The sequence below is a fragment of the Pseudomonas sp. genome, from assembly GCF_049300855.1.
Lineage (GTDB): Bacteria > Pseudomonadota > Gammaproteobacteria > Pseudomonadales > Pseudomonadaceae > Aquipseudomonas.
The window spans coordinates 437,005-462,867 of sequence record NZ_JBAQKH010000016.1; the positions used below are offsets into that span (position 1 = coordinate 437,005).

Sequence of the window (25,863 nt, forward strand, 5' to 3'; positions counted from 1 at the left end):
TCCCGGCGGGCTGTACTGTGGCCGTTGTCGAATTGCGGCACGTCCTTTGAGATCTGTGCCGATGGTCAATAACAACCAAAAAGACTCATCCCTCCCGCAGTGGCCCGAAGCCGCGCAAACCCTCATGGCGCTGATGCACGCCCAAGGCGAGGTCGCCCGCCTGAGCGAACGCGAACAGCTGTTCAGCTCGCTGCTGGTCAGCGTCAACGCCGTGCTTTGGGCGTTCAACTGGGAAACCCGGCAGGTGCTGTACGTCAGCCCCGCCTACGAACGGATTTTCGGTCGTTCCGCCGGCCTGTTGCTGGCTGACTACAACCAGTGGCGCGACAGCATCTACCCCGATGACCTGGAATACGCCGAACGCAGCCTTGCCGAAGTGCTGCACAAGGGCGCGGTGGAAGATCGCGAATACCGGATCATCGCTGCCGACGGCCAGGTGCGCTGGCTCAGCGACAAGTGTTTCATCAACCGTCAGGACGAGCCGGGGCAACCGGTGATCATCGTCGGCATCGCCGAGGACATCACCGACAAGAAGCAGATGGAAACCGAACTGCACCGTTTGGCGACCACCGACGTGTTGACCCAAAGCAGCAATCGCCGCCACTTCTTCGAATGCGCCAACCGCGAATTCGAAGAAGCACGCGCACAAGGTTCGCAAATGGCTTTTCTGCTGCTGGATATCGATGATTTCAAAATGATCAACGACAGCTACGGCCACCCGGAAGGCGATAACGTGCTGCAACGGATTGCCGAGTGCGGGCGCGGGTCATTACGTCGAGGGGACCTGTTCGGACGGATTGGCGGGGAAGAGTTTGCTGCGGTGTTTCCCGGTTGCGCGCCGGACATGGCCATGCAAGTGGCCGAGCGGTTGCAGCAAGAGATTCAGCGTTTGAGCTTCAGCCATGACGGCCAGACGTTCGGCATCACCGTCAGCCAGGGTCTGACCAGCCTTACCGAAGTAGACGAAAACCTCGACAGCCTGTTCGCCCGGGCGGATGCGGCGATGTATGAAGCCAAGCGACAGGGCAAGAACCGCATCATTTCTGCCTGAGCCCGTCCCCCGCCTCAACACAGACCCACTGTGGGAGCAAGCTTGCTCCCACATGGTTTTGCTGTGTATCAATGTTATTTGCGCATCCGCATCAACTCCGGCAAGCCAATCTTGAGCAGCCGCGCCGTGCGACTCTTCGCCAGTTCCTCAATGCCTTCATGCTCAGTCAGATGCGCCATCTGCGCCGCCATGTTCATCACCAGCGCCTCGCGGGAATACACCCCGCCACCGAGTTGGTAGACCGACGCAATCAGCTCACGCAGTTCCAGCGGCAATCGCCAGCGGGTACGCAGCGCCGAACCATAAGCCGCGCCAAACTCAGCCAGCGCCTCGCCGACCTCCTCCAGTTCATCCAGCGCACCGCCGGCCTGCTGCCATTCCTGCAAACACCGCAGCAACGCCAGATCGCCGAGACGATGGAGCATGCCCGCGCAATAGCAGCGTTCCTGATCGAGATCGAGCAGACGCGCCAGCGTGCGCGCATATTCAGCGGTGTGCAGCGACAGCCCCCAATAGCGCTCGGCGTAATCGGCCAGACACGGATCACTGAGCCTGGCGCTGCGCTTGAGGGCCAGCCCCAGAATCAGGTTCATGCTCTGCCCTGTGCCCAGACAATGCAGGGCCTGCGCCAGGGTTTGTACAGGCGCGCCGTGGTGTTGCGCGGCGCTGTTGGCCGCAGCGATCAGCACTGCAGTGATTTGTGGATCGGTTTTGATCTCATCTTCCAGCAGTTTCAGATCCAGCCCGCTGGGATTGAGGCTGCGCTTCACCGCCACTTGCACATCGGTCATCAACGGCGCGCCGTCAGCCTGCTCCCGGCGGCGTTCAAGAAACACCGACAAGGTCATGCCCGGCGCCAATGCCGGCACTTCACAGAACACCTCTTCACCGGCATTCAACAGCAAACCCTGCAAGCGCTCGGTCAGGCTTTCCATATTCAGTGGTTTGGTCAGATAGGCCGTCGGTGCCAACGGAATCGCTTCGCGCACGCTGGCGCTGTCGTTACGGCTGCTCATCAGGATGAACGGCAACGGCGGATTGCGTTTGCGCTGGCGCACGCTGCGCAACACGCTCAAACCATCGATGCCGGGCAACTCCCAATCAACGATCGCCAGGTCATACGGCACTTCACTGAGCAATGACAGGGCTTGCTGCCCGTCGGCGCACAAGTCCAGCCGCGCATCGCAACGCACGTTCAGCAACACTTGTTTGAGCAGGTCGCGAGACCACGGGTCAGCCTCGGCGATCAGCACTCGCGGTACGGCGGGTAAATCAACGGCAGTCATGCGCGCTCTCCCTTGCAATGCCTGAACCTTAGCCAATGCTGGCCATTCGATACAGTGCTAAAGCGTCCCATGTGTTTCAAGGGGCGTAAAAAAACCCGCCGAAGCGGGTTTTTTGTCGATCAGGTCACACTGGGTGATCAGAGCTCGGAGAAGCACTCTTCGATGATCACCAGACCTTTGTCCAGTTGCTCGTCCGGCGAGGTCAGCGGTACGAGGACGCGCAGAACGTTGCCGTAGGTGCCGCAGGACAGCAGGATCAACCCCTTGTCGCGCGCCTTGGCCACAACCGACGCTACTGCTGCAGCGTTAGGCTTGTGGCTGTCGCCGTTTTCGAACAGCTCGACCGCGATCATCGCGCCCAGCGCACGGACTTCACCGATCACCGGGTACTTGGCCTGGATAGCTTTCAGGCCAGTGACCAGACGCTCGCCAACGGCCTTGCAGCGGTCCAGCAGTTGCTCTTCTTCGAACACTTCCATCACTGCCAGAGCAGCGGCGCAAGCGATCGGGCTACCGGCGTAAGTACCGCCCAGGCCGCCTGGCGCGATAGCGTCCATGTATTCGGCCTTGCCGCACACACCGGCCAGCGGGAAGCCGCCCGCGATGGATTTGGCGAACGTGGTCAGGTCGGCAGCAACGCCCATCTGTTCCATGGCGAAGAACGTACCGGTACGGCCAGCGCCTGTTTGTACTTCGTCAGCGATCAGCAGGATGCCGTGCTGGTCACACAGAGCGCGCAGACGCTTCATGAACTCTTTCGGCGCAACGTAGAAACCACCTTCACCCTGTACAGGCTCGATGATGATCGCGGCGATGTCTTTCGGCTCAGCGTCGTTCTTGAAGATGCGTTCGATGGAAGCGATCGAATCGTCGATGCTCACGCCGTGCAGCTCGTTCGGGTACAGCGCTCGGAAGATGCCGCCTGGCATCAGGCCCATGCCGGCCGAGTACGGCACGACTTTACCGGTCAGGCCCAGGGTCATCATGGTGCGACCGTGGTAAGCGCCGGTGAACGCGATCACGCCAGCACGGCCAGTGGCGGCACGGGCGATTTTCACGGCGTTTTCCACGGCTTCGGAACCGGTGGTGACCAGCAGGGTTTTCTTGGCGAAATCACCTGGCACCTTGGCGTTGATCTTTTCGCACAGCTCAACGTACGGCTCGTAAGCCAGTACCTGGAAGCAGGTGTGAGTCAGCTTGTTCAGCTGTTCGGTCACGGCCGCGATGATTTTCGGGTGCACGTGGCCGGTGTTCAGTACAGCGATGCCGCCGGCGAAGTCGATGAACTCACGACCTTCAACGTCAGTCACGGTAGCGTTCTTGGCCGATTCAGCGAAGATCGGGTGAATCTGGCCAACACCACGTGGAACAGCTGCGGTACGACGGGCCATCAGTTCAGCGTTAGTCTTGCTCATTACAGTCCTCATTCGCCGCTCATCGGGCGGCGTGGTTCAAGGATTAAGCGGGAGAAATCGACGGTGGCAGCATGCGATGATCGACTGCCACGGCGTTCCTGGCCGCAGAGAAAATTCCGGTTTGAAACCACGCAAAGGGACAGCGCTCTCGTGCCCTTTGCGTTTGCAGCGATCCCTTTCCCGGCTTAGATGCCCAGGCAGAGGTATTTGATTTCCAGGTAATCTTCGATGCCGTACTTGGAGCCTTCACGGCCCAGGCCCGAGGCCTTGATGCCGCCGAACGGCGCGACTTCGTTGGAGATCAGCCCGGTGTTGACGCCGACCATGCCGTATTCCAGCGCTTCAGCGACACGGAACACACGACCCAGGTCACGAGCATAGAAGTACGAAGCCAGACCGAACTCGGTGTCGTTGGACATCGCGATCACTTCGGCCTCGTCTTTGAAGCGGAACAGCGGCGCCAGTGGACCGAAGGTTTCTTCCTTGGCCACAGCGGCGTTTTTCGGCACGTTGGTGAGGATGGTCGGTTCGAAGAAGTTGCCTTCCATCGCCTTGCCACCGGCCAGTACGGTTGCGCCTTTGGCTACAGCGTCAGCGATGTGTTCTTGCACCTTGGCCACGGCTTTTTCGTCGATCAGCGGACCCGTGGTGGTGCCGTCTTCCAGACCGTTGCCGATCTTCAGTTTGGCCACAGCCACTTTCAACTTCTCGGCGAACGCGTCGTAGACCGAATCCTGAATGTACAGACGGTTGGCGCAGACGCAGGTCTGACCGTTGTTGCGGTACTTGGAAATGATCGCGCCTTCGACGGCCTTATCCAGGTCCGCATCGTCGAACACGATAAACGGCGCGTTGCCGCCCAGTTCCAGCGAGACTTTTTTGATGTCCTTGGCGCATTCCGACATCAGTTGACGACCGATTTCGGTCGAACCGGTGAAGGACAGCTTGCGCACGATCGGGTTGCTGGTCAGCTCGCTGCCGATGTCGCCGGCGCTGCCGGACACCACGCTGAACACGCCCGCAGGAATGCCCGCGCGCTGGGCCAGTTCGGCCAGAGCGAAAGCGGAAAACGGCGTTTGCGAAGCAGGCTTGAGCACCATGGTGCAACCGGCGGCCAGTGCCGGCCCGGCTTTACGGGTGATCATCGCCGCCGGGAAGTTCCACGGGGTGATCGCGGCGGTCACGCCGATTGGCTGCTTGATCACGATCAGACGCTTGTCTGGCTGGTGACCCGGAATCACGTCACCGTAAATGCGCTTGGCTTCCTCGGCGAACCACTCGATGAACGAAGCGGCGTAAACGATTTCGCCCTTGGCTTCGGCCAGCGGCTTGCCCTGCTCGAGGGTCATCAGGCGCGCGAGGTCATCCTGGTTCTCGATCATCAGTTCGAACCAGCGACGCAGCTTGCCGGCACGCTCTTTGGCGGTCAGTGCACGCCAGGCTGGCAGCGCCTTGTCAGCGGCTTCGATGGCACGGCGGGTTTCGGCAGCGCCCATCTTCGGCACGGTACCGAGGATTTCGCCGGTGGCCGGGTTGTTGACCTTGATCGTCTGACCGTTGTCCGCATCGACCCAAGCGCCATCAATGAAGGCTTGCTGGCGGAACAACAGGGTGTCTTTAAGCTGCATGTCGGCTTTCCTTAACAGCACCGCGGCCTGCGCGGAGCAAATTATGATTGTAGAAAGGCGCCTCGCAAGGCTGCCGTCAGGGAAATCAGTGACCGGGTGTGGCGCATCAACCGTGGACGATTCGAACCACCAGCGCTGCAACACCCAGCAAAGAGCGTTTGAAATCTCAAACGGATCGTAGGATCAAAGGGGGTAAAGGACAATAGGTCGTTCGAAAAAAAGAACAAAAACGCCGCTTTTGCCGGATTTTTCAGATCAACGAGCCAAAACCCGTTGCCGCAGCAAAACCATAGATCAACCCCGGGAAAGCGCCAAGCGAGGGTTTTGCAGGACGTTACAGCTTTAAGGAATACAGCGATTTCAACCGACACGCGCACTGACAAACCCCAGCATGGACGCCCCGAGCCGACCTAGGTATGATGTCGCCCGCTGCACCAGTAGCTCAGCTGGATAGAGTACTGCCCTCCGAAGGCAGGGGTCGTGGGTTCGAATCCCGCCTGGTGCACCATTGATTTAAACGAGAAAGCCCCGGACTGTGATGGTCCGGGGCTTTTTTGTGGGCGACGCAAAGGGACGGGAAGGACGTCACTCCGTCGTCCAGTCGAATTCGTCGTAATCATCGTCATCCTCTTCCTCCCCAACCTCCGCTTCGAAAACCTCGTCTTCATCAACGCCATCTTCTTCCGGCTGATTCAGCAGAAATTCCTTACGTGCTTCAGTAATCGCGCGCCGCATCTCTTCGCCCTTCTCCGGGCAGTTGAGCAGTTGGGCGATGCGGTCAATTTTTGATGCCACGTTGTCCTCCAGCGCATCGGCAATGCCCCGATAGTGCGCGTTTTTGCGGGGCAATGCCAAATGGCTGGGGGATCAAGCGGTCATTTTTTTTGCAACTGTTCAAGGCGCGCGTCGAGATCGGTGTTCGGGTAGCGTTTGTGCAGGTTGTTGAACAGGTTATCGGCGGCTTGCGACTGGCCGGAATCGCGCAAGCGCAGGACTTCGCGCAGTTGTGCGTCGAGGCCGTTGGCCGGGGCGGCGGCGCGTTTGCTGAATTTGGCCTCATCGCGGCTGATGGCTTGATCTTGCATCGGCGCGGCCATTTCCATCATCGGCACAGGTGCTGGCATGGCGCCGGCAGGGGCCGACAATCGGTGCAGTTGCGCTGAGTCCGTGTCGGTCATGGGCACAGCAAGGCTGGGGGCTGGGGCGTAGTCGTACTGACGCAGCGGTTCAGGGGCGCGTTGCACCAGTGACAACATCAACGCGACGCCAACCAGACTGGCGAATGCGACTTGCCAGCGGGGTTTGCGGCAAGCGTCCAGCCAGCGTTGCCACAGGCTTGGTTTCGGCGCAGGGGTTTGACGCTGCGCGGCGTTGAGGATGAACGCATCGAGGTGCGCTGGCGGTTCAGCGTTGTGCTGTTCGCGCACATGTTTTATCACCGAATCATCGGGTGTCTGGCGGGCGTCAGTCATGTCAGTACCTCCTCGGCCAGCAGCCGACGCAGTTTTTGCTGGGCGTAGCGCAAGCGGCTTTTGACGGTTTCCAGCGGTGTTTCGGTGAGGCTGGCGATTTGTGCCAGGTCGAGGTCGCCGTGGGCACGCAGCAGGAACACTTCACGCTGGTCGGCGGGCAGGGTTTGCAGAGCGCTGTCCAGGCGCTGGCGGTCACGGCTGAGAGTGAGCAGTTGTTCGGGATCGTTGGTTTCATCGCTGACTGCGTGATGTTGCTCGTCGTAGCTGTCATGCAACGGCAGTCGGGCGCCGTGTTTGCGCCAGTGATCGATCAGGCGATTGCGCGCTATCTGGAACAGCCATGTACGAAATGTCGCTCGGCCTTGTGGCTGACTGCTGCTGCGGATCAGGCTCAGCCAGGTCTCCTGAAATACTTCGTCGGCCAGTTCCGGTTTGCCGCTCAATCCGAGCAGAAACCGGTACAGGCCTTGGCGATGGCGCGCGTACAAGATCTCGAACGCCGCGCCGTCGCCTTGGCGATAACGCGCCAGCAGCGATTCATCGCTGCTGGCAGTTGAGCTGTCTGCCGAGGCAAACAGCTGACTGATGAAGCCTTTCAGACGACTCACTTATTCGATCCGTTGTTCAGTGGCCAGCGCATTCGATGCAGTTGAGCTGCGCAAGCTGTGCGCCAATTCGACCAGTTGCACGAACTCATTGCGCAGACCGAAGCGGTCATCGCCACGCGCGCCACGGGCCAGAGCTTCGGTGTCTTTCAGGCTGAAGTCACCGGTATAGCGAGCGTCCTTGAGCTGTTGGGAAAACGCGGCAACGGCAGCGGCAAAGCGCAGGTCTTCACTGGCAGATGCGACCTGATTGGCGATCGGCCGCTCGATCAGCAGACTTTTCCCACCGTCAGGCTGTTGATAACGCACACGCAGCATGGCCAATTCTTGGTTCTTCGCGGAAACAACCGGCTCCGACTTAGCGTAACGCAGCGGCTCCAGCCAGCCCAGCTCGCCCGCCGGAACAATTTCGTACAGCGCGGTCACCGTGTGTCCCGCGCCGATTTCGCCGGCATCGACTTTGTCATTGTTGAAATCCTCACGCTTCAAAGCAAGGTTTTCGTAGCCGAGCAGACGATATTCACTGACCTGCGCCGGGTTGAATTCAACCTGCAATTTGACGTTTTTTGCCACTACCGCAAGGGTCGAGCCGAGCTGATCCACCAGCACTTTGCGCGCCTCGCGCAGGTTGTCGATGTAGGCGTAGTTGCCATCCCCGGCGTCAGCCAGTTGTTCCATCAGGTGTTCATTGTAGTTATCCACACCGAAACCCAGGGTCGTCAGCGAAATCCCGGTTTTGCGTTTATCCACAGCCATTTGTTTGAGGCTGTCGAAATCACTGACGCCGACATTGAAGTCACCATCGGTGGCCAGCAGGATGCGGTTGATGCCTTTGGGGATGAAGGCCTGCTGCGCCATTTGGTAGGCCAGTTCGATACCCGAGGCGCCAGCGGTCGAGCCACCCGCAGTCAATTGCTCGATGGCTGTACGAATTTTCGCTTTTTCGTGTCCGGAAGTCGGCTCCAGCACCACTCTCGATTCGCCGGCATAGACCACCAGCGACACACGATCCTGATCGCGCAACTGATCGACCAGCAATTTCAGCGTGCTTTTGACCATCGGCAGACCTTCGCGGCGGTCCATCGAGCCCGACACATCGACCAGAAACACCAGATTGGCCGGGGCCAACTCCGCCACCGCCCGGTCGGACGCCTTGATGCCGATGCGCAGCAAGCGGGTGTGCGGGTTCCACGGTGAAGCGGCCAGCTCGGTGGTCACGCCAAACGGCGAGCCATCGCTGGGCAGCGCGTAGTCATAGGGAAAGTAATTGACCATTTCTTCCAGCCGTACCGCACCTTCCGGCGGCAGACGCCCCTGATTGAGCAAGCGGCGGACGTTGGCATAGCTGCCGGTATCGACGTCGGCACTGAACGTCGATACCGGCGTTTCAGCAACGCTGTGGATCGGGTTATCCGCCAACGCCTGATACTGCTCGCGCTGTTCGTCGCGATAGCCCTGTGGATAACTCTCCGGCAACGGCATCGGCGCACTGCCCGCATTGGGCATCCTGTACAGCGCGCGTTTTGCCATTGAGCTGTCAGCCATCACCGCGTCCTGTTGAATCATCTGCGCAGGCTGAGCGGGTGCCGGCAAGGCAGCGGATTCCGGGTTGGAGGACGCGCCGCAGCCGGCCACCGCCAGCAACACACCGACCGCTGCGGGTCGCAAGAAATACACAGAAAGGGACATGGGGGCTGACCTCGGGATGAAATTGATCATTCATCCACTGAGACGGGCAGCCCTTTCAGTTCGGGTTAAACGCCGCTGAAAATATTTTCAGCGGTGATAACGCCGCACCGCACTGCTGTTACGCAGCACATGACCTTTGATTTTCTCCATCAGCTCGGCGCGGGTCAGACCGGCCGGCAAGGCGTCTGGCGCCAGATCCAGTGCGTAGATCTGGATAATGTAGTGGTGCGCACTGTCGCCGACTGGCGGGCACGGCCCCATGTAATGGGTGTTGCCCTTGCTGTTGGTGCCGCCGACGCCCTCGAACGCAGACTTGGCGCCGACGCCCGCAGCAATCTGGTGCGTGGTGGCTTTGATGCCGTAATGAATCCAGTGATCGACGCCCAGACCTTTTTGGCCGTCGGGATCGTGCATGACGATCGCGTAACTCTGGGTCGCGGCGGGACCGGCATTCCAGCTCAGGGCCGGCGACTGGTTCTTGCCGCCGCAACCGGCGGCATCGCTGGCCGCTGCCGAGGTGAACAGGCGATTATCGGAAACACCCGGGATGCTGAGGGTGAAACGCTCCTGGGCCTGCGCCGGAAACTGCACGCAAAGGGCCACGGCAACGGCCGCCAGCCATGGGTTGAGAGAGGTCAATCGGGTCATTCCGGGAGCACCTTGTGCAGTTGGGCCGTCGTCGGCTTGCAAACTATAGCTGTACCGTTCGTGCCGTGGCAGTAGCAAATGGCTGAACCTCGCACTACCGCGCAAACTCACAAGAGAAATGCCCGCGAGGAAGCCGATCATGCCCCTGCACCGTGTCGCCCGTATCGCTGATGTCCCTGAAGACCGTGGCCTGCAAGTTGAAATCGGCGACTGCAAGATCGTGCTGTTGCGCTCCAACGCCCAGCTACGTGCGTTTCAGGGCGAATGCCCACATGCCGGCGCGCCGTTGGCTGACGGTGCGTTGTGTCACGGACGCCTGATCTGCCCGTGGCACAAGGCTGCGTTTCGGGCTGAAGACGGCGCATTGTGCGAGCCACCGGCGCTCGACAGCCTCAAGCGTTATCCGCTGGAACTGCGGGGCGATGAGGTCTGGGTCGATGATCAGCCATTGCCTGACCCGCACACGCCGCCGGCGGATGACTCGCGCACCTTTGTGATCGTCGGCGCCGGTGCAGCAGGCACGGCGTGCGCGGCGGCGTTGCGGGAAAAGGGTTTCGGTGGCCGGATTGTGATGATCGATCGCGAGGCGGATGCCGGCTACGACCGTACCGTGTTGAGCAAGTTTGTCCTCGCCGGGGAGATGCCCCCGCAAGAAACGCCGCCGCTGCGGGAGGAGGACTTCTATAAAGAGCAGCGCATTGAACGCCAACCAGCTGAAATCAGCTCGATCGATGTCCCGAACAAAACCCTGCAATTTATCGACGGCCAGACGCTGCGCTACGACGCCGCAGTGCTCGCCACCGGCGGCGAACCCAACCCGCTGGAACTGCCCGGTGCCGATCTGCCACAGGTATTCGTACTGCGCTCAAAAGCCCAGGCAGAACAAATAATGAACACTGCCAAACCGGAGCAACGTGCGGTGATCATCGGCGACAGCTTCATCGCCCTCGAATGTGCCTCGGCCCTGCGCCAATACGGCCTCGACGTCACGGTGCTGGCGCGCCACGCGATTCCCTTCGCCGCGCAATTCGGCGAAGCCGTGGGCAAAGCGATTCGCACGCTGCACGAGGCAAACGGCGTGAAATTCATCAGCGAGCACGAGGCGACAGAGATCATCGGCGAAGGCAAGGTCGAAGCCGTGCTGTTGGACAATGGCCTGCGGCTGTCAGCGGATCTGGTGCTGGCCGGGGTCGGTGTGCACCCGGCGACCGCAGCTTTCGCTTCTCTGCCGAAGGAAAAAGATCAGTCAATTCGCGTTGACGATGGCATGCGCGTCAGCGAAGGCCTGTGGGCTGTCGGCGACATCGCGACGTTCCCGCTGCACGGCCAGCCACAACGTATCGAACACTGGCGCCTGGCTCAGCAGCATGCGCGCATCGCCGCCGCCAATATGCTCGGTGGCGACGAACATTACCTCGACGTTCCGTTCTTCTGGACCTGGCACTTCGGCAAGAATTACGACTACCTTGGCCACGCTGAGCACTGGGATGAGGTGGAGTTTCTCGGTGAGCCTGAACATCCGCCATTCATAGGACTGTTCGGCAAAAACGGCATTCTGGTCGCTGCAGTCGCTTGCGAGAAGGAACGGGCGATGGCGCTGCTGGCCGAGCGCATGAAGCAACCGCTGGCAATGGAAGAGGCCTGGACACTGATCCGCGATTACGCTTGATCGTTCCCACGCTCTGCGTGGGAATGCAGCCCGTGACGCTCCGCGTCACTGGACGCAGAGCGTCCCTAGAGGCGTTCCCACGCGGAGCGTGGGAACGATCAATTAACGGGAAAGGGGCTCGCGATTGTCGTCATCCTCGGCATGCAAAAAGATCACCCGTGGATTCTCCAGTGGTGCCAGCGGCGGTGGCAGTTCCTGCTGCTGAACCGGCCAGAAGTGCGTCACCACATGGCTGATGTCACCTTCCTGATCGTTGTGAATGGTCATCACCCCGGGCGTGCGCAGTTTCTGAAAGCGGTCATCGCAGAGTTTGAAACTCTTGCTCAACCCTTCATCGTCGATCACCGGCGAGGGCAACCGGCGCTGGGCGAAACTGCGGCTTTTGCGCTGCTGGTAACGCGCCCAACCGATCAGGATCACCGCGTTGACCAACGCCACCCACAGATAAATCTGCAGCGTGCCCAACGCTTCGAACGCCGAGTTATCGATACGCGGTCCACCGGCATGGGTTTCAATCAATGGCCATAACCCACGGATCAGCAAGAACAGCAGCCCCACCCACGCCACCACGGTAAGCACCACATCGACCACGACCAGAAAGGGCCGCTGGCGGGTCCGGATGATTTTCATTTGATGACCTCCTCTTCGTCGTCGCCAATCGGTTTGATACCCCGGTCGGGACTGACCCAACGCGCACGTTTCTGATGTTGGCCGAACAAGACTTTCGGGAAGCTGACCAGCGTGGTCAGCAAACTGACGAACCAGAATGCAATCGGGTACCAGACCACCCAGAACATGGTCTTGCCCAACCCCGGCTCGTAGCGACGGTCAATGATGATGCTGACCGCGAACTGCACCAGACAAACAAACGCCAGCAGCAACCCGGTAAACGCTGGCGGCATCAGGTGATCCACCGCGATCGCCTCGGGCATGACCACGAACTTGCCCACGCCCCAGAAAATCACCGACAGCAGGAAGGTAAACGCCCAACCGGTCGACAGGCAGTATTCGAACAGCAGTGGCCACAGGTAACGATGGCGGTACTGCCAGATGCCACGGATGTTCTTGAACAGCACTTCGGCGCCGCCCTGGGCCCAGCGCAAACGCTGCTTCCACAGGCCGCCGAGGGTTTCCGGCATGAGGATCCAGCACAACGCGCGCGGCTCGTAGAAGATGCTCCAGTGATCGAGTTGCAGCTTCCAGCTGATGTCGATGTCTTCGGTGATCATGTCCGGGCTCCAGTAACCGACGCGGTTCAGCGCGGTACGGCGGAACGCGACGATCACTCCGGACACGGTGAAAATCCGCCCGAATACCCGTTGCGTACGTTTGATCAGGCCGATGATCGAGGAGAACTCACCGACCTGAACGCGCCCGACCAACGTTGAACGCGTGCGAATCCGTGGGTTGCCGGTCACCGCGCCAAGACGAGCGTTATCCAGCATCGGTGCGACCAGATAGGCCGCCGTGTTCGGCGCCAGCAGCGCGTCGCCGTCGATGCACACCAGATATTCACTCCGCGCCGCGATCGCCCCCATACGCAGAGCGACGGCTTTGCCCTGGTTTTCCGCCAGATGCAGCACGCGCAGTCGCGGATCTTCCTTGGCCAGCGCGTCGAGCACTTGCGCGGTGTTGTCCTTGGAACCGTCGTTGATCGCGATGACTTCGATGTTCGGATAATGCTGGGCCAGCGCCGCGTGGATGGTGTCGGCGGCATTGTCGCCTTCGTTGTAGCAAGGGATCAGGATCGAGATCAGCGGTTCGCCTTCCAGCGGCGGCGGCAGCGTGTCGTCTTTCCACGGCCAGTGGCGCTCCCAGTGCAGCCAGAAATACAGGCCACCGGCAATCCACAACCCGGACATGAACAGCGGGTAGAAGAACACGAAGTCCATCAGGAACTGCCCGGTGACCAGGAAGATCAGCCCCAGCGGCACGCCGAGGACGAGCGCCAGAACAAGCAGGGCTAACAGTCTATCCAGCATGTTATGGATTCCATTTGTTGGAGAGTGCAGGCCTTACGGTTTTCAGGTCCGGCAGGTTGTCGAGGAAGTTGTCCGGGTAGTAACCAAAACTGGTCGCGCCCTGACGCTTGAGACGGCCCATCCAGTCCGCCAGGTGCACGCCGTCGATGTCGGCCTGATCCTTCTTGGTCCAGTCGCGGGCCTGCAATTCGAACACCGTGCGATCCAGTGCGCCGGGGCGTTTTTTGACCGTGGCCACCAGCGCTTCCAGCCACGGGCCGGACTCTGCCTGGGTCTGTTTTTCCATCAGCGGCATGGCCATCGGCGCGGTCCAGTCGTAGGTCGCGAGGAAATCGTCAAGGTTCTGTGCGTACCATTCTTCGCTGTGTGGATTGAGCATCGGCTCGGCGAAGATGTTGCGCGCGGTCTGCACCTGCGGGCCACGGATGGCGCGGACTTTGGCGGTCAGCTCGTTGGTGAAGTCGATGAGGTATTTGCTCTTGAAGCGCGTCCAGCGCTGCATCGCGGCCGGGTCATCGCGCAGCGCGGCAATCGAGCCGGGCAAACCTTGGGCGGCGTAGGCTTTCAAGGCTTCAGGGCTGGCATCTTCAAAGTCCGACAGCACCGCATCGTCGTGGTAAAGAATGCCGTCGACCGAAGTCAGGCGCGCCACGTCTTCATAGATTTCACCGATGATCCGCCGCACCTCAGGATCGAACGGCGACAGGCGTTTGTACTGATCTGGATCGACTGCGGTGATGCCGGTTTTCGGATCCCAGCGGGTGACACGCGGCAGTTTCGAATCGAGGCCGAAACTCAGCACCGGCATCCATGCAAACACCTTCACGTGGGCACGGGTGCGCAGCTGCCAGGCGACGCGATCGAAGATGTCGGCGCGCACCGGCAAGTGACGGTTGGGGAAGTACAGCGAGTGCACCAGACCATCGCCCTTAGGATCAGCGAAGGCCTGCAAGAACACCGTGTTGGCGCCCATGTCGGCCATGCGCTGCACCAGTTTGCCAAGGTTGATGTCCTGCTGCGCCGGGTCCGGGTCGTAGACGTTATCCAGATCGACATGCACCACGCGCATGGCGAAATCCGACTGCACACCAACGACGCTGTTGGCGAAATGTTCACCATCAGGGTCCGAGGCGACGAGAAATCGCGGGCTGCTCATCAGGTTGTCGAGGGCGTCGAGACCGTCGTCCAGGGTCAGGGCCATCTCGTAGCCTTCCTCGCCGACCACGGTCAGCGAGGTGCCGTCCGCCGTGCCGTACGGCCAGACCCAGACGCGCGGTTTCTTGCCGGTGACCTTGCGGATTTTCTCCGAGATGTTATTCACGTCGGTGCGAATCCGCGCCTGGAAGTCAGCCTCGGACTCGTAGCGTTTGGTCAGCGGATCGTAGCGCCGGGTCGCCGCTGCCGGCTGCATGTTGCCTTGCGGGTTGGCCAGAATCCCTTTGTGGTTGGCGTCGGTGTGGGCGGCGATTTCCACCAGACCGGATTGCGAGATTTCACGCACCTGATCCCAGGTCAGGAAGTCGGAACGCGCACGCGGCGCCCCGGCGAAATCCACCGGTTGATTGAGCGGCGTATCGATCCAGCTGCCGACCGGCGCCAGCAATGCGTGCCAGTTATAGGCGCGCAGCACCGGCAGGACGCGGGTGTAGAAGCTCGAATAGCCGTCGTCGAAGCTGAGCAGAATCGCTTTCGCCGGCAGCTCCGGGCCGCCCTTGCGCGCCGCCATGATCTGGTCGACCGTGACTGGCTTGTAGCCGTTTTCGCGCAACCAGGCGAGCTGCTCGATCATGCGTTCGGTGCGCACCGCCACCACGGCCTGATCGGGATCGCGGTCTTCAACATCGTGATAGGCGATGCCGAGCACGTGATTTTTCGGCCACGGTTTTTCACTGGCCGCCAGCGGACGCTCGGACGGCGGCGCGAAGGCCGGAGCTTGCTGGGCGCAAGCGCTGACCAGCAGCACTCCCAGCAGAAGGATGAAACGCGAAATCAAAGGCATCTTCAAACTCTTCTAGAAGCGGAAAGTGAGGTCGACGAGCAGACGCAGATCGGTCTCCCGATCACCGTCGTAGGGCCGGTTGATCACACTGAACAAGCCGCCCACCTCGAACACGTCGTTCCAGGTATAACGCTGGCCGTAACCGAGCAGCGCCATGCCGCCAGTGCCATGATCACGCTGGCTGTATGTCCCCGCGCCGGCCTGAAATTGCTGGCTCCACGAAGTTTCGTAGCGGTGGTAGAGCACGTGATTGACGTTGACCAGCGGCATCACGCTGAAGTCGGATTTGGGGTTGAAGTACGGCACGTCATCGGACTTGGAGTTGTGGCTGGTGCCGACTTCCAGACCGGCGTCGACCTGCACGTTCGGCGCGCTGTAAACGCCTTCGCGACCAGTGAGCAAGGCCTCGACGCGGTTGTTGCCGTCGCTGAAGTGCGAGGGGCTTACCGACAGTTTCCACTCGCGGCTTTCATTGGCGCGCCAGCGAATGAAACCGCTGCCGCCATTGGCCTTGATGTCGCTGTTGAGCGCGCGCAGCGGGGTTTCGGCCGAGAGGTATTCGAGGCTGCCGCCGTACTGCCAGTTATCGTTGATGTCACGGGCGATCGCCAGACGCGCGCCCTGTTTGTCACCGAAACCGTAGGAATGGTTGGAGACTTCCGCTTCAAGGGTCATGTCGCGGGTGCGCCGCTCCAGGCCGACACGCTGGAAGCGGTGGTTGCCGGTGCCTTCGGCGAAGTCGCCGGTGGCATAGCCAGCCCCGGCAAACACGCGCCAGTCTTCATCGATCGGCGGGCTGTACAAGGTGGTCTGGATGCCAAAGTCGCGGCTGCCGCTGACCGCGCCGGCATCGCCACTGCCGCCACCATTGGCCTTGCCGCCATAGGCTTCGACGCGCAGCTCGGACATGTCATGCACTTCGCGTTCGCGGGCCAGTCGCTGCACCTGACGGTTGTCCGGATAACGCGCGACGACGTCGTCGGTCAGCGCATCCATTTGCCGCCATTCCTGCAATTCCATGGCCGTGTGCGCCTGACCAATTTCCAGGCCCATGTCGCGCGGCACCATGCTCTCGGTTTCCTTGAGCTGCATTTCTGCGCGGCGCGGCCAGTTGCGGGCAAGGTACAAATCGGCCTGGGCCAGACGCAAACCGACGTTGCCCGGTGCTTGATCGACCAGGGTCTGCAAGCGTTCCTCACCGTGGGGCAAGTCGGAGCCATAGGTGCCGGCCTGCGCCGCCAGTTGCTGGGCGTCCATCCATTCATCGTTGGGGTTGCCGATGGGCAAACCTTTGAGCTCAATGCGCGGGCGTTGGGACTTGGCCAGGTCTTCGGCGACTTTGCGCGCCTCGTCGGCACGATCGCTTTCCAGCAACGAGTAGTACAGCGCGGTGGTGTCTTCGAGGCGGTCGCCGACATCGGCGTCTGGCGCCGACAGCACTTGGCGATAGAGATCGGTGGCGATTTCCGGCTGACGCTGATCCAGATACGACGCCGCCACCCAGCGCAGGGCGTAAGTCGGAATCTTCACGCCTTCGGCTTGCAGCTTCTGATATTCAGTGATGACGTCAGCCGTGCGTGCGCGGGCCTTGAGTGCACCCATGCGGTCGATGCGCCAGCGAATTACATCATCGTGAGCCGTCGCATCAGGCGTCCAGGTGGCGAGCAGTTTGTCGTAATCGGCCAGCGCACGGTCGGCGATGACGTAGCGTTCTTTCTCACTGCGGGTGGCGTATTCGGCGAGGCGTACGCGCTCGGCCGCCAGATCACCTTCGAGGCGGCGCAACGTGACCGGATCGATCAGGCCCGGACGTTGATCGGCCAGGCGTAGCGCCGGCTCGGGCAGACGCGCCTTTTGCAGGGCGACCACGTATTCGCGAGCGACCTCCGGTTTAGTGCCGGCGCGCTTGAAAGCCTGATCGTATTCGAACAGCGCATCGTATTGCTTGCCGGCGCGGGTCAGGGCGTAGCCCAAGGCGAGACGGCGCGACGGATCATCGGGTTTGGCTGCCACCAGCGCTTTGGCGCGGGTCACCGCTTCGTCGGGTTTACCGGCGTCAGCCTGAGTCAGGGCCAAACCCAGTTGCAGGTCGGCATTATCCGGCTCCAGCGCCAAGGCTTTGTTGTAGACCTGAGTTGCCTGATCCCAGCGTTTGAGGTTGCGATAGGCGCGGGCGGTGGCTGTCAGCGCCTGAACCGGCAGGACGCGGTCGCGACCCTGGGTTTCATAGACCTGCACCACTTCGGCGTCGAGACCGGCCCAACTGGCGATTTGCAGGTGATCGCTGATCTGCCCGGTGGTCGACTGCCCCGGCGGCACCTGACGCAATACCGTCAGCGCGGGCGTGGTTTGCCCGGCACGGGCGTCGCGCACCTTCTGATCGTAGGGCGTGTCGGCAAACGCCAGCGCCGGCCAGAGCAATTGGCTGCACAGCGCGACTCGGAACAACGGGCGTAAACCACGATGTAATACAGGAACATCAATACGCGGCATTCGTCAGCATCCTTACATGGCCAGCCGGGTCGCAATGCCCTCCTTGCCCATTCGTAACGGTGGCCGCCAATGCACATCCAACGGCCAAGCTTAGTCAGGCAGTCTTGCACGCAAGCGTAGACCAATATCCGCAACACAATAATTGTTCAGAATCGTGGGAGCGGCTCAGCCAAAACGCCGAAAACCCGAACGCCAGACAGCAAAACGCCCGGCGTCTGTGCGATACAGAGGCCGGGCGTTGCTATTAAGAACGCAGAATTACTGCACTTGCGTGACGCCTGCGAACTTGCTCATCAGGAAGCCGACGAACTGCTCGACGGTCATCTTCTGGCCGTTGAATTCGACTTGATTGGCGGCGTAATGCAGCTTGGTCACCACGTTGCTGCCGTCGACGACTGCCAACTGCGAACCCACCGCCATGCCAGCGAACATGTCAGCCGCTTCCTTGGACTGATCGACGATGGCTTTAGCATCGGTCTGACCGTCGAGTTGAGCCTGCACGCTGAGCAGATCGACCAGCATTGGCTTCGATACCTGGATATTCAGGTCAAGCAACGCGATCAGTTGTTTGCCCAGTTGATCCGGTGGCAGATCCATCGATTGCGGCTTGGTCAGGTCAATCACCAGATTGGCCTTGCTCTCACCGTTGGCAGTGTTGAACGACAGGTTTTCCAAGGCGATCTGCGGGCCGGCGGCCAGCAGTTTCTGCAGGTCGGCTTTGACCTGGGCGTTTTCAGCTTCGGTGAGGTTCAACTCCGGCGCTGGCAAGCCCTGGGCTGCGGCTTCGGCGGCAGCCTTTTCATACGGCTGCAATTTGGTCTGGTAGATCTGCATCAGCGACATGGTCGACGGGATGTCGAGGTTCTTCAGGCTCATGGCCATGTTCGCCGAACCGATTTTCTTGTCGTTGAGGCTGACTTCGCCAATCTTGTAATCAGCACGGCCCGAGGCATTGCTGCCGTTTTCTTCGGTGAGGTTCTTCATTTCGAAGTTCTTCACACCCAGCACCGATTGCTTGGTGCCGAAGGTGGTTTTGCTGTTGGTCAGTTCCAGGGTGTTTTCCCCGGTGTAGTAGCCGTAGCTGCTCTTGGCGAGGTTGCTGGCCAGGGTCAGACCGTTGAGTTCGACCTGCACCGGCGCCTGATCTTCAGCGACGGTGACCAGTTTCAGATTGTCCATGTAACCGTCCGCCTTGACCTTCTGCGCCTGGGCGTTGGCCGAGATGTTCATGGTCAGGCCGGAGAATTTCAGGCTCGACTGCTCATCCAGTGCGGTTTCGAACGGCAGCAGGTCGAGGGTGCTGGTGGTGGATTCGTCGTAGCCGATGCTGGTCACGCCTTTGAGCGGCGCGGCGCCCTTGGTCGCGGCGAACCACTTTTCGGTGGCCGGGTTCTTTTCCAGCTCGTAGTTGCTGGTGGCCATGACCGGCAGCCATTTCAGCGAAACCAGACGCGAGAACGGCAACGGACCGTGTTCGATGTGGTCGACGAACAGCAATTCGACCGGCTTGTCGCCAAACATCTCGCCTTCGCCCTTGAGGCGATAGTGCGCGGTGCTGGTGAAGGTGTGGCGGTCGAGCGACACCAGTTCCAGCGACGCGGTGCCGTTGGAGCCGGCCATCGCGGTTTGCAGCTCTTTGTTGGCATTGCTGACGGCGTTGTTCAGCACGCCTTCGATCTTGGTCCCGGTGTACCAGGCCCCGCCTGCGCTGATCGCGCCGATGGCAACAACAATTCCGAGAAGCACGCCTGCTGATTTATTCATGAATGACCTGATCGATTTCCGTGGCTGTGAGTGTGGTCGTCTTCCCTGAACCCGTGACCGGGTCGCGGCTCGACTGCGCTGAATTCAGCGGTGGAGATTAGCACCGGGCGCGCAAGACGGCCCAATGTTTAAAGGTTAAAGAGTGTCTATGGGGGGAATGGACAGCTGAGAGACTGGAAGAGTTTCGGTGGCTTTGCAGACGCCATCGCTGGCAAGCCAGCTCCCACAGGGATCTTGGGTGAACACAAATTCTGTGAACACCAGAAAACCTTGTGGGAGCTGGCTTGCCAGCGATGAGGCCATTTGATTCAGCAGAGCATCAGGAATACTGAACCTCCATCGCATCGAGCTGATGATCAAAGCTTTTCAGCCGCGCGGTCCAGGTGTAGACCAGCACTTCAAAATCCCGATCGATCACCGCCCCGCCCGGCCCGTCGGCGCGTGGATCGCAGAAATCCAGTTGATAGCGCTCGCGGGCCATGGCCGTGGCGACATCGGACAATTCCCGGGCATTGTTGAGCCAGTGCCAGCCCTCGCCATCAATCTGCTTATCGAGTTCCAGACACTGTTTTTTCAGCGCTTCGAGGCTTTTTTCCAGCGGCGTGCCGGTGAGTTCGCCCATGACTTCGGCGAAGGTCCGTCCCGGTTGCCAGTAACTGCCCCAGAAATACCGGTCGAACACGGTTTCGACCCGGCGCAGGGCAACTTTGGTGTCCCAGATCAGCACCAGGGTCTTGCCCTGTTCAAGTTGTCTTTTCTTGACCCGCTGCACCTGAACCGACGCCCACGCCACGACGACGATTGCCATAACCGCAATCAGCGCGACGGCGCTGTCGAGGAAAACCATGGCCTTGTCGATCTGGTGAGCCAGCATGATGCCGTAGAAATAGGTGGCCGAGAGCAGCACCAGCGCTGCGAGGGCGCACCAGAAGCCGAGAGCGTAAGGGTTTTTCATTATTGGTTTCCCCTAGACCAGCGCTAGCAATGTGCGCTGGAAGGGTGCTTTGCACGGGGCGCCCTTCCAACACTTCAAAGCATAGCAACGGCCTCAGGGTTTGCTGGCGGTTGTCGCGTGCGTTCGTCCGCTTTCCCAGCCGCCGCCCAAGGCGAGGAACAGATCGATCTGGCTCATCGCAACCTGGGTGTTGGCGGCGGCCAGTTGCGCGGTGACATCGGTGTAGGTGCGGGTCGCTTGCAGATCCGCCAGGAATGACTCGCGGCCGGCCTGGAAGAAGCGGTGGGTCTGGTCGGCGGCCAGTTTCGCTGACTGCTCGGCATCGGCCAGCGCGTCGCGACGTTGCAGCAGTGCGCTGTACTGAGCGAGGCCGGTCTGGGTTTCGCGAATGGCGTTGAGCACCACGCCGTCGAAGTGCGCCAAGGCGCCCTGGGTGCTCGCTTCAGCTTCACGAATACGCGCACGGGCGCCGTTGGTCGGCACTTTCCAGCTCAGCGAGGGGCCGAAGCCCCAGCGGTTGGTCGACGGATCACCGAGGTCATCGATGATGCCGACGGTGCCGATGGTCGCGCCGATGCTGATGTCCGGGTACAGCTCGCCGGTGGCGACGCCGATCCCGGCGGTGGCGGCGGCCAGACGTCGCTCAGCCTGACGAATGTCGGGGCGACGCTTGAGCAGCGCGGCGCCATCACCGACCGGCACCAGTTGAGCGATTTTCGGCAGTTCGGCGCAGGTGGCGGTGCCGGCGGGCAATTGATCGACCGGTTTGGCCAGCAGCATCGACAGACGGAACAACCCGGCCTGACGCGCCGCTTCATAACGCGGCATGTCGGCGCGCAGAGATTTGAATTGGGTTTGCGAGCGGGTGACCTGGGTTTCGTCGCCACGGCCAGCGTCGCGCAGACGCTGGATCAGCGTGGTGCCTTGTGATTGTAGGTCGAGGGAATGCTGAGCGATTTCGCGTTCTTCGTTGGCCGCGCAGACCTGCGTATAAGCACGCACCACGTCTGCCACCAACGTAATGCGCGCGGTATCCGCTGCGGCTTGGGTCGCATCGGCGTTGGCCTTGGCGCCTTCGATACCGCGTTGCAACGTGCCCCACAGGTCGAATTGGTATGAGGCACTGATGCCGATATCGCCAACGTTGGCCACCGGCACTTTTTCTGGCAACAGGAATGCCTGACCGGATTCCTGCAAACGCTGGGCGCCCATTTTCACGCCGCCACTCCAGCCGCCGGCAGCCTCCGCCTCATCGACCTGAGCGCGGGCGCGCTGCAAATTGGCGGCGGCGACGCGCAGGTCGGTGTTGGAGGCCATGGCCTGCTGCACCAGTTGATCGAGGCGTGGGTCTTTATACAGCCGCCACCAATCCGCCGGCACGGGCGCCGAGACCACCGGCTTGCCGGCCACGGCCAGCTCGCCCTGAAAATCCTTGCGCTGAACCGCCGCATCCTCTGGCACGTGATAGTCCGGCCCGACCATCTGACACGCCGACAGCATCATGCCCAGTCCAACGATCATCAGGGCCCTGCTCATTGCGCGGGCTCCTGCTTTTTATCGTCGACTTTTGCGTCATCGATGATCGACACCGTGGCAGTGCGCCCGGCGATCATGCGGAAGTCTTCCGGCACATCGTCAAAGGCAATCCGCACCGGAATCCGCTGCGCCAGCCGCACCCAACTGAACGCCGGGTTAACGTTCGGCAGCAAGTTGCTGCCGCTGGTACGGTCGCGGTCTTCGATGCCGGCGACAATGCTTTCGACATGCCCGCGCAGCTTGGCGCGGTCACCGATCACGCGGATATCCACCGACTGACCGACATGAATGCCGTCGAGTTTGGTCTCTTCGAAATAGCCGTCGATGTGGAATGAATTGCTGTCGACCACCGACAACACCGGACGCCCGGCAGTGACGAATTCCTGCGGACGCGGCGCGCGGTCGTTGACGTAGCCATCGACCGGGCTGCGGATTACCGAGCGGTCGAGGTTGAGCTGGGCGCTGTCTACGGTAACCATGGCTTCGGCCAGCGCCGATTGCGCACGGGCGACCTTCGATTGGCTTTCTTCCAGTTGTTCGGCCGGCACCAGGTTGCCGAGGCCACGGTTACGCTTGGCTTCGCGCTGGGCCTGAGCGAGGGTTTCTTCGCGATCGGCGACGGCAGCCTTGGCCTGACGCAGCGCCAGTTTGAAGCGATCCTGGTCGATACTGAACAGCACCTGGCCACGCTTGATCAACTGGTTGTCTTTCACCTCAACCTGCTGGATCAAACCGGACACGTCCGGGGCGATCTGGATGATGTCGGCGCGAATGTGGCCGTCACGGGTCCATGGCGCAAACATGTAATACATCACCATGCGCCAGACGAGGACAACGGCAAAAGTCACGATCAGCAGGGTCAGCACCACGCGACCGATAGTCAGGAACGGTTTTTTCATGTCATCAGGTATCGACTGAGTGAGTCCACGCCGTACAGCAGTACCGCGTAGAGGGCCACGTTGAACAATGCCCGGTGCCAGACCAGACGGTAAAAGTGCACGCGCGTGAGCACGGCATGCACCAGCAAAAACAGCACATACGTGATGCCCATCAACACCAGCAGGGTCGGCAGGAAAATGCCGCTGATGTCCAGATCACCGATCATAGGGGCGCTCCATCGGGCAGCGGTTCTTCGGGCTCGGCGCTGGAAACGAATTCAACGCCGGGCAACAGCGCCAGACGCAAACCGCTCAAGGCGTGTAACAGGTTCAGACGGGTTTCATCGTCGCCGTGGCCACTGAGCGAACGGCGGGTGCGATCCAGGGTCATCAGCAACGGAGCCGGGGCCGACAAGCGTTCACCGGCCTTGAGGCAGGCGCGGAAATACTCGCCGACTTCACTGACCACTTGCTGCAACAAAGCGTTCGGCGCGCCCGTCACCCGAGGGGTGTAGGCGAGCAAGTCGAGCAGGTTCAGACCCACACGCACTTCGCGCATGGCAATGCCGGTGTCCTGGCCGGTGAGGGCCAGACGCGGTAAGTGCTGCATCAGCCGATCGAGCAACTGCACGCCCAATTGCCGGTGCTCGGCGAGGTTGGCCGGCTCAGTCATGTCGACGATGTCTTTCCAGCTGAAGCGGGTCAGGCGCTTGGCCGCCAGTTCGGCACCGAACGGGCGCGCGACCAGCGTCCAGATAAACGCGAACAGCAGGCCGATCGGACCCGCGAGGTTGGAGTTCACGAAGGCGAAAAAGTCCGCGTCGTAAGCACCCTGAATACTGATGAACGACGAAGTGTTGACCAGCGTCAGCAGCATGCCAAGGTAGAAACGCGGCTGCACGGTCAACGTGCCGACGCAAATGAACGGGATGGAAAACGCCAGCACCAGCATCGGGAAATCGTGCAGGTTGGGCAGAATCAAAAACAGATACAGGCTGGCGAACAGCACCGACATCCCGGTCCAGAAAAAGAACCGGTAAATCTGCGGCGCCGGGTCGTCCATCGAGGCGAAAAAACTGCACGCTACCGCCGCCAGAATCACCGCACTGCCGCCGTCCGGCCAGCCGAGCAGAATCCATAACACCGAGGCCGTGATGATCGCAAGAATCGTCGAGGCCACCGAATACAGCATCAGCCCACGATCGATGAACGGTGTCAGCCGACCCAGGCGCCAATGGCGGTAAACCGCGCGCCAGTTGTCCTGGCGCTCGCAGAGAATTGCGTCCTGCAGGCTGCGGCAGTCCTGCCACAAATCGATGAATTCACCGAGGCGATAAATCGAGTTGGAGAACAGCAGTTGCCGGCGATCCTCCAGCGCTTCGGCACTCGGCTGCAGGGCTTCGAGCTGATCTTTCAGCGCTTGCCAGCGGTTGAGATCGGCGTCTTGGTGCGCGAGCCATTCGCGGGTCGCGACGAGCAGCGGTGCGAATTTTTCCACCAGTTCCGGCGTGCGCCGTTCGAGGGCGTAGAGCGAATCTTCCAGCGCATCGATCACCGGCAGCAAATGGATCATGCGCCCGCGCAATTCTTTGGTGTTGCGCACCGTTTGCGGTCGCGAGCCTTCGTGGGGCAACTGGCCGATCATCAATTCGAGGCTGTTGAAGTTGGCGACCATAGCCATGCGCAGCGCAGTGACCTCTTCGGGCTGCACGTCGCGGCTGAGGAATTTCAGGCTATAGGTCGTTGCGTCGGCGAACCACTTGCTCACGGCATCGTTGAACACCGGCGCCAGACGACGCGGCCAGAACATCGCACCGACCACCGCAGCGACGGCGATGCCGAGGAAAATCTCTTCGGTCCGCGCTTCCGCCACGTCCCACACCGCCAGCGGGTTATCCACCACCGGCAAGGCAATCAGCGGCAAGGTGTAACCGGCGAGCATCAGCGCGTAGCTGTTGGCCGTGCGCAAATGCAGAGACATGAACAACAAAATCCCCGTCCACAACGCGATGACCACCACCAACACATACGGGCTCTGGACGAACATCGGCACGAAAAAAACCGCTGCCGCCGCACCGAGAAAAGTCCCGATGGCACGGTACAGCGCCTTGGAACTGGTCGGCCCGAGAAACGGGCTGGAGACGATATACACCGTGGCCATCGCCCAATACGGACGCGGCATTTGCATGAGCAAGGCGATGTACAGCGCGATCATCGACGCCGCAAAGGTACGGATCCCGTAAAACCAGTCGCGGGCCGGCGGAATGCCAGAGAAAAAACCGTTCAAGAATTGACCACCACAGGCGGACTGGCCGCCTCAAAAGCTCTGAGTACCCGAAGCGTAGCTTCCAGATCGCTTTGATCGATGCCTTCGAGCACCTCGTGACGCAAGCGCACCAGTTCGATCTCGACCGCTTGCACCAGTTCACGTCCGGTGTCGGTCAGGCTCAGGCACTTGGCGCGGCGATCCTGAGCATCTTCGGTACGACAGACGTAACCGGAATGGCACAACTGATCGAGCAGACGCACCAGCGACGGGCTCTCCATCCCGGCCGCCTGCGCCACCTGGACCTGCCGCACGCCCTCGCCTAAACGGCCGATCATCAACAGCGGCACGGCGCAGGCTTCGGAGATTCCATAGTTGACCAGCGTGGTCTGGCAGATCTTCCGCCAATGCCTGGCGGCCACCACCATGGCACTGCTGATGTTCATCTGGAGAGCGTCGAGATCGTTCGGCACGGGGAAATGCACACTGTTAGTTTGCTAACTATCAATATCGCATTGGAGGGGAAT

21 protein-coding genes and 1 tRNA gene are annotated in these 25,863 nt (G+C 60.8%); 3 read left to right on the plus strand and 19 right to left on the minus strand.

The window, feature by feature from the left end:
- Nucleotides 1-61: 61 nt before the first annotated feature.
- Nucleotides 62-1,051 (plus strand): GGDEF domain-containing protein, encoded by a 990-nt coding sequence (locus WA225_RS07085; protein WP_422607380.1) that lies wholly within the window; start codon nucleotides 62-64, stop codon nucleotides 1,049-1,051.
- A gap of 74 nt (nucleotides 1,052-1,125) precedes the next feature.
- On the opposite strand, the gene WA225_RS07090 is transcribed toward WA225_RS07085, so the two are convergent.
- The 3 genes from WA225_RS07090 to gabD form a co-directional block, all read right to left on the minus strand.
- Nucleotides 1,126-2,337, minus strand: a complete 1,212-nt coding sequence (locus WA225_RS07090; RefSeq protein ID WP_422607381.1) for an HDOD domain-containing protein — start codon at nucleotides 2,335-2,337, stop codon at nucleotides 1,126-1,128.
- Nucleotides 2,338-2,474: 137 nt separating this feature from the next.
- Nucleotides 2,475-3,752: a 4-aminobutyrate--2-oxoglutarate transaminase gene (gabT, locus tag WA225_RS07095; protein WP_422607382.1), complete on the minus strand. Its 1,278-nt coding sequence runs from the start codon at nucleotides 3,750-3,752 to the stop codon at nucleotides 2,475-2,477.
- Nucleotides 3,753-3,937: 185 nt separating this feature from the next.
- A complete protein-coding gene (gabD, locus tag WA225_RS07100) occupies nucleotides 3,938-5,380 on the minus strand; it encodes an NADP-dependent succinate-semialdehyde dehydrogenase (RefSeq protein WP_007917688.1) in 1,443 nt (480 codons plus the stop codon).
- 431 nt (nucleotides 5,381-5,811) lie between these two features.
- Between gabD and WA225_RS07105 the strand changes: the two genes are divergently transcribed.
- A tRNA-Arg gene (locus WA225_RS07105) sits at nucleotides 5,812-5,888 on the plus strand.
- Nucleotides 5,889-5,965: 77 nt separating this feature from the next.
- On the opposite strand, the gene WA225_RS07110 is transcribed toward WA225_RS07105, so the two are convergent.
- The 5 genes from WA225_RS07110 to WA225_RS07130 all read right to left on the minus strand — a co-directional run bounded on the left by WA225_RS07110 (nucleotide 5,966) and on the right by WA225_RS07130 (nucleotide 9,794).
- Nucleotides 5,966-6,235 carry a hypothetical protein gene (locus tag WA225_RS07110; protein ID WP_422607383.1) on the minus strand — a complete coding sequence of 90 codons (270 nt, stop codon included), beginning with the start codon at nucleotides 6,233-6,235 and terminating at the stop codon, nucleotides 5,966-5,968.
- A 20-nt stretch (nucleotides 6,236-6,255) separates the two neighbouring features.
- Nucleotides 6,256-6,852, minus strand: coding sequence for a hypothetical protein (locus WA225_RS07115; protein ID WP_422607384.1), 597 nt, complete (start codon nucleotides 6,850-6,852; stop codon nucleotides 6,256-6,258).
- Nucleotides 6,849-7,430, minus strand: a complete 582-nt coding sequence (locus WA225_RS07120; protein WP_422607444.1) for an RNA polymerase sigma factor — start codon at nucleotides 7,428-7,430, stop codon at nucleotides 6,849-6,851. Before WA225_RS07120 ends, WA225_RS07115 begins: the two co-directional genes overlap by 4 nt.
- A gap of 30 nt (nucleotides 7,431-7,460) precedes the next feature.
- Nucleotides 7,461-9,146 (minus strand): vWA domain-containing protein, encoded by a 1,686-nt coding sequence (locus WA225_RS07125; protein ID WP_422607385.1) that lies wholly within the window; start codon nucleotides 9,144-9,146, stop codon nucleotides 7,461-7,463.
- Between the two features lie 87 nt (nucleotides 9,147-9,233).
- On the minus strand, nucleotides 9,234-9,794 hold the full coding sequence (locus tag WA225_RS07130) for a YbhB/YbcL family Raf kinase inhibitor-like protein (protein WP_422607386.1): 561 nt from the start codon (nucleotides 9,792-9,794) through the stop codon (nucleotides 9,234-9,236).
- Between the two features lie 139 nt (nucleotides 9,795-9,933).
- On the opposite strand from WA225_RS07130, the gene WA225_RS07135 reads away from it, so the two are divergent.
- Nucleotides 9,934-11,463 carry an FAD-dependent oxidoreductase gene (locus tag WA225_RS07135; protein WP_422607387.1) on the plus strand — a complete coding sequence of 510 codons (1,530 nt, stop codon included), beginning with the start codon at nucleotides 9,934-9,936 and terminating at the stop codon, nucleotides 11,461-11,463.
- Between the two features lie 102 nt (nucleotides 11,464-11,565).
- On the opposite strand, the gene pgaD is transcribed toward WA225_RS07135, so the two are convergent.
- The 11 genes from pgaD to WA225_RS07190 form a co-directional block, all read right to left on the minus strand.
- A complete protein-coding gene (gene pgaD, locus WA225_RS07140; RefSeq protein WP_422607388.1) occupies nucleotides 11,566-12,093 on the minus strand; it encodes a poly-beta-1,6-N-acetyl-D-glucosamine biosynthesis protein PgaD in 528 nt (175 codons plus the stop codon).
- A complete protein-coding gene (pgaC, locus tag WA225_RS07145) occupies nucleotides 12,090-13,445 on the minus strand; it encodes a poly-beta-1,6-N-acetyl-D-glucosamine synthase (RefSeq protein ID WP_122844372.1) in 1,356 nt (451 codons plus the stop codon). Before pgaC ends, pgaD begins: the two co-directional genes overlap by 4 nt.
- 1 nt (nucleotide 13,446) lies before the next feature.
- Entirely contained in the window at nucleotides 13,447-15,444 is a 1,998-nt protein-coding gene (pgaB, locus tag WA225_RS07150; RefSeq protein ID WP_422607389.1) for a poly-beta-1,6-N-acetyl-D-glucosamine N-deacetylase PgaB, read from the minus strand.
- Between the two features lie 12 nt (nucleotides 15,445-15,456).
- Entirely contained in the window at nucleotides 15,457-17,937 is a 2,481-nt protein-coding gene (gene pgaA, locus WA225_RS07155; protein WP_422607390.1) for a poly-beta-1,6 N-acetyl-D-glucosamine export porin PgaA, read from the minus strand.
- A gap of 258 nt (nucleotides 17,938-18,195) precedes the next feature.
- On the minus strand, nucleotides 18,196-19,701 hold the full coding sequence (locus tag WA225_RS07160) for a YdgA family protein (protein WP_422607391.1): 1,506 nt from the start codon (nucleotides 19,699-19,701) through the stop codon (nucleotides 18,196-18,198).
- A 319-nt stretch (nucleotides 19,702-20,020) separates the two neighbouring features.
- Nucleotides 20,021-20,656, minus strand: coding sequence for an NADH:ubiquinone oxidoreductase subunit N (locus WA225_RS07165; protein WP_422607392.1), 636 nt, complete (start codon nucleotides 20,654-20,656; stop codon nucleotides 20,021-20,023).
- A 93-nt stretch (nucleotides 20,657-20,749) separates the two neighbouring features.
- Nucleotides 20,750-22,192 carry an efflux transporter outer membrane subunit gene (locus WA225_RS07170; RefSeq protein WP_422607393.1) on the minus strand — a complete coding sequence of 481 codons (1,443 nt, stop codon included), beginning with the start codon at nucleotides 22,190-22,192 and terminating at the stop codon, nucleotides 20,750-20,752.
- On the minus strand, nucleotides 22,189-23,091 hold the full coding sequence (locus WA225_RS07175) for an efflux RND transporter periplasmic adaptor subunit (RefSeq protein WP_422607394.1): 903 nt from the start codon (nucleotides 23,089-23,091) through the stop codon (nucleotides 22,189-22,191). Before WA225_RS07175 ends, WA225_RS07170 begins: the two co-directional genes overlap by 4 nt.
- The gene (locus WA225_RS07180) at nucleotides 23,088-23,297 is read right to left on the minus strand and encodes a DUF1656 domain-containing protein (protein WP_007917703.1); all 210 of its coding nucleotides are present in this window, start codon (nucleotides 23,295-23,297) and stop codon (nucleotides 23,088-23,090) included. Before WA225_RS07180 ends, WA225_RS07175 begins: the two co-directional genes overlap by 4 nt.
- Nucleotides 23,294-25,357: an FUSC family protein gene (locus WA225_RS07185; protein ID WP_422607395.1), complete on the minus strand. Its 2,064-nt coding sequence runs from the start codon at nucleotides 25,355-25,357 to the stop codon at nucleotides 23,294-23,296. The genes WA225_RS07180 and WA225_RS07185 overlap by 4 nt, the downstream gene beginning before the upstream one ends.
- The gene (locus WA225_RS07190) at nucleotides 25,354-25,782 is read right to left on the minus strand and encodes a MarR family winged helix-turn-helix transcriptional regulator (RefSeq protein ID WP_103306495.1); all 429 of its coding nucleotides are present in this window, start codon (nucleotides 25,780-25,782) and stop codon (nucleotides 25,354-25,356) included. The genes WA225_RS07185 and WA225_RS07190 overlap by 4 nt, the downstream gene beginning before the upstream one ends.
- Between the last annotated feature and the right edge of the window lie 81 nt (nucleotides 25,783-25,863).